The 4,572-nt window shown below is 46.5% G+C and carries 3 protein-coding genes; 1 reads left to right on the forward strand and 2 read right to left on the reverse strand.

All coding sequences use genetic code 11. The features are described from left to right. Nucleotides 1-287: 287 nt before the first annotated feature. Both B5J93_RS10430 and B5J93_RS10435 read right to left on the reverse strand, forming a co-directional pair. Entirely contained in the window at nt 288-1,739 is a 1,452-nt protein-coding gene (locus B5J93_RS10430) for a DUF5691 domain-containing protein (RefSeq protein ID WP_079326316.1), read from the reverse strand. 119 nt (nt 1,740-1,858) lie between these two features. Beyond that, entirely contained in the window at nt 1,859-3,343 is a 1,485-nt protein-coding gene (locus B5J93_RS10435) for an SWIM zinc finger family protein (RefSeq protein WP_079326317.1), read from the reverse strand. Nucleotides 3,344-3,523: 180 nt separating this feature from the next. Between B5J93_RS10435 and B5J93_RS10440 the strand changes: the two genes are divergently transcribed. After that, nucleotides 3,524-4,522 carry an ATP-grasp domain-containing protein gene (locus B5J93_RS10440; RefSeq protein WP_228144925.1) on the forward strand — a complete coding sequence of 333 codons (999 nt, stop codon included), beginning with the start codon at nt 3,524-3,526 and terminating at the stop codon, nt 4,520-4,522. Nucleotides 4,523-4,572: the final 50 nt, after the last annotated feature.

The following is a 4,572-nucleotide window of genomic DNA, read 5'->3' on the forward strand; positions in this document are numbered from 1 at the left end:
TGCGTATGACACACCGTTTTTAAGCTTAATCTTTTATGGTGCGTGGTATGCACCTTAGGGCGTGTTGAACCTTTATAACACTATTTACAAGCTGGCAATATTTTTAGAAATAAATTATGCGTTTTTGCATTAAAAATGGCTAAATCTTGATTTTCTGCGTCAAAAGTCTTGCCAATATTATCATATTGCCTGCGACTTTTTCCTAGAAAATCGTGCGATTTTTCTCATTTTTAATCGCAAATACAAAAGTTCAACACGCCCTACTTTGTCAACTTTGTCAATCAAAATCAATCCGCCCTTTTATCGAGCAACGCATTAAAATGCAACATTGATAATGCAGGGTCGGTTCTCATGATACCCAACCCCTCTAAATGGGCAAGGCATTCTTTGGCGGTGTCTTGACCCACAAGTAATCCTAAGGCACGGACTTCTTGGCAAATATGATAATCATCAATATAGCCTGAATATTTTTCTTGCCATTTTTGAATATTGGCAATCATTTTTTTATAACTGCTACTTGCTTGCAAGGTTTTGGCATTTACTTGCAATTGATGAGGCATCATGCCCAATAAGTACAAAAAACTCTCGCCCTTAGCAAACAATTTGTCGGCAAATTCTTGACGAAATGACACAGGTAATCTGGCACGTATTTTTTGCCAATACAAAGAGCTGTTTTTGAGCATGATAGGCATGAGCGTGGTGGCAACTTGCTGTACTTCCTCATCGCTCAATAACGGCACGGCTCGCTCCAACAGCACGGCATTGACATCATAATAACGATGATAATGGTTGCCATGTTTAAAATCCCAAGCCAGCACAAAATCCACAAGTGATAAGTCAAATTTTTTGGCAAGGACAAAGAAATTGACCTTTTGTAATTTTTCAAAATTGTTTTGGGATTTGGTGTTGTTTTTGGTGGACTTAAACATAATGCCGTCCCCCGTCATTTCCAATTCACCAAACAATTCATCGGCAAGCTCATCATCATTGTCAAAGTTACCCAAGCGTGCCAATAATTGTTTTGAGAGTTCTTTGACTTTTTGGGAGCGGTCTTTATCCAAACTTTGCAAAAATGCTTTATCCTCATCGGACAAATTGACCGCCAACGTTTCAATGATTGCCAAGCGTTTTTCAGCAGGTTCGTTGGGGGCAAATTGACTGATTAAATCAAGGGCGGTTTTGGGGTCGCTTTTGCGTAGGTTTTTTAGTCGCCTAATCCGCTCGGCAGGATAAAACTCGTCCCAATTGTCCGCCGTCAATGGCTCATCAAAGGCGGTGGTCTGCTCGTCATTGACCCACGCCAGCCATGCCAGATAAGGGCTTGGTAACTCACCCTCAAAATTCATGCCATCCACATCATTAAACTCGGTTTTCATGTGCTTAGACGGTAGCCAAACGGTCGGTGGCACGCCATAGCCTCGCTTGTGAATAAACATCAAAAGTCGCACCATCGTAAGATAATTATCACAACATTGTTCAAACACCTGACCCAAAAGTCGCCAAAGATGTTTTGGCAACACAGGCAAATCAAGTTCTGGCAAAGGTTTGGCACGCGTCAGCTCGCCACTTGGGGCGTGGTCGTACATCATCGTCTCATACTGGCTAATGAGCGTGATTTTTCCAAGCGTGGACAACTCGTCCCCAAAGGGCAAAGGCTCGCTAATGCCATCATTGGCAATCATCAATTTGGCATAAAACTGGTCTATTTTTTCTTTATTTATCATAGGATTATAATCCATTATTGAACACCAAAACATAAAAAATACAACAAAACCAATATTGGGCGCAAGGTGCGTATGACGCACCGTTTTGGCTTTGAATTATGAATGGCTTTTGTGGTGTCATTGGTGGCATAAACTCAGCACGCCAATAGCCCCCATTTTGTCTGCACACTAAGTAGCTCGCCTGCCCGTCCGTCCCACAAAATAAAGGCAGACTCAATGTCCGATGACAACACAAGCTCGGATAACTCATTGTTTTTTAAAAAAATGGTTTCGCCATCATTTATATACCAAAACCGCCCTCGCTCATCTTTGGCAAGTCGTCCCTTGCCCCCAGCGTACAAAAATTCATTCGCCCAAGCAAGGTGGGTTAATTGGGTGGCGTAGGCGGTGGCTAATTTTTGCTGACAAAGCATGAGAGTAGGCAGTGGCGTATCGCTATCCACCACTTTGACCGCAGGGTCATAATAAGAAGTGCTGGCGTTGATAAATTTGGTCTCCACCGTCTCAAAAAACGCCCGAAATGGCACACGGCTGGGATAATAAACAAGCCGTCCCGCCATCACCGAGCCAACCTTGCCTGTGGTGCGTTTGCCCCCACCGCTTGGGTGCTGAAAATCTAAAAGTACGGCAGTGGTTGGCGTGGCAGGGTCGCTATTTTCGTCCGCCAAATTTTCGTCCGAAAGTCGCACCAAATAAGTGGTGTGGCTAATCAGCCCATCTCGGCGTGTCTCCACCCTCTCGCCCACCACTTGCCACGCCCCAATCACCGCCAAAGGCGAACCCAAAAGCACGGTTTCTTTGTCCTCAGCTTTGGTAATAATACGGCGGACATCGGGATCGTCAGGATTTTTTTGCCATGCTTGGCATAGCAGATACCACCGCCCAAAATTGGCAAAGGCAACGCTTGCTCTGTCCGCCTTTGGGGTATTGTGCAGTATAGACGGCAATTCGTCCACCATAGACGAAAGACCGCCTGCCTTAGCATCCACCAAACGAGCCGAAATCTGCCGACTGCGTTCGCTTGCCTTATCCAAAAACACGCCCATGCCAAGCCGTACTTGGTCGTCAAGCCAGCCGACAAATTCGTCAAGCCCTGCACTGATTTGGGCGTCAGTGGTGGCTTTGACTTTTTCGGCTCGTTTTTTGGCGGATTCGGCTTGTTTTTGAGCTTTTTCGGAATCAATGGGCGAAGTGGTGTCGTCTGTGGTGTCAGCAAGGGCAATGGATTTTTTGGGTTTAAAGGTGCCGTCTTTTTTTGTGTCGTCTACGGTGTCGGCTTTGGTCGTTTTTCGCCGTCTGCCTAGCCAGTCCGACACCCAGTCAGGCGTGGGGCTTGGGGCAAAGGGCGATGGGTCGTCCACATACCGCCACATCAGGGCTAGGGCGTGTTTGCAGGGAAATTTGCGAGAGGGGCAAGTACATTTATAGCCGATGTCAGACACATCAACCACGACATAATAAGGTTTTGAGCCTGAGCCTTGACACTCGCCCCAAGCGGTGTGGGTGGTTTCGCAAAAGCCCTGCCCTTGCCATTTGCTTGGCGAGAGGAGCTTTTTGGCGGACGATAAGGACGCTTGGTCAGGGGCGATGTCTTCTATTTTTTGTAAGGTTAAAGTCATGGGAAAATGTCCTTTTTTAGGTATTATAGCACAATTATCATTTGTCAATGCAGGTCTTTTATCATCAAAATTTTCACACCCAAACTCATCGTCTTATGCCAAAATAGCTTATTTATTTTTACCAAAAACGCCATGACAACCGCCCTTTGGCTTGCCGAAGCTCAATCCAGCTAGCGTGATATGCTGATATCCCTACAACGCATTAAGCAAACGCACGATTTATATATCATCGCAAGCCACCGCCATGACCGCCCTGAAATCCTATCGCTTGCCGATGAAACCATTGCCGAACCTAATGATGAAAGCCGTGTGCCATTTGTGGTGGACAGTGCCATAAATAAAGGTGTGTCGGTGCTACTGACAGGACGAAATGGTGTGGATTATGAACCGTATCACTCACAGCTTGCCCGTCATGGCGTGCGTCTTTTGACAGGGGCGACTTGCGTTGATACCTTATACACCATTGATGATAAATTTACCTTCACCCAGCACTGCTATGCCCACAACATACCTGTGGCGACAGCGTGGCGGTTTGACAGCTTTGATGAGCTGACCGCACTCATTGCCAAACATGGCAACCAAAGACTGTGTATAAAGCCCGTGCAGGGGATTTTTGCCGAAGGGCTTTGGATTTTGGATAATCATCATGGTCAAACCGACCCCTTTTATCATCTGTATCGCACCAATCACAAAAAAATCCACACCGACGAATTTTTGCACGCCCACCAAAATAGTCCCCACGCCAAACAAACGCCTATGCTACTCATGCCCTACCTATCAGGACAAGAGTACTCCATAGACGTGGTGTGCGAGCGTGGCGAGATACTCGGGGCTATCACTCGCCACAAGGTCGGCTCGGTACAATATGTCGGTTATGAGCGGTCTGTCATGGACGTGGTCGTCCCGCTCATTCAATCGTTTGGGGCGGACGGTATTGTGAGCGTGCAGACCCGTGCCGATGAACATGGCAATCATAAAGTCCTTGAGATTAATCCCCGTCCGTCAAGGGGCATTGGCTATACGGTGCATGGCGGGCTTGATTTGACTGTACTTGCGATGCTGTATTTTGCAGGGCTGACCGCTCGCCCAAGCCTTGATGACAGTATCCGCCAAATCACGCCTTGTAAGGTAAGACCGCTCATGACGTCAGTTAGGATTGATTGTAAGATTTTTGGGTGAATAAATTACCCCTACCGTCCAAATTTTAGCATATTGGTGCGTAATACGCA

Source organism: Moraxella equi, from assembly GCF_002027555.1.
Classification (GTDB): Bacteria; Pseudomonadota; Gammaproteobacteria; order Pseudomonadales; family Moraxellaceae; genus Moraxella; species Moraxella equi.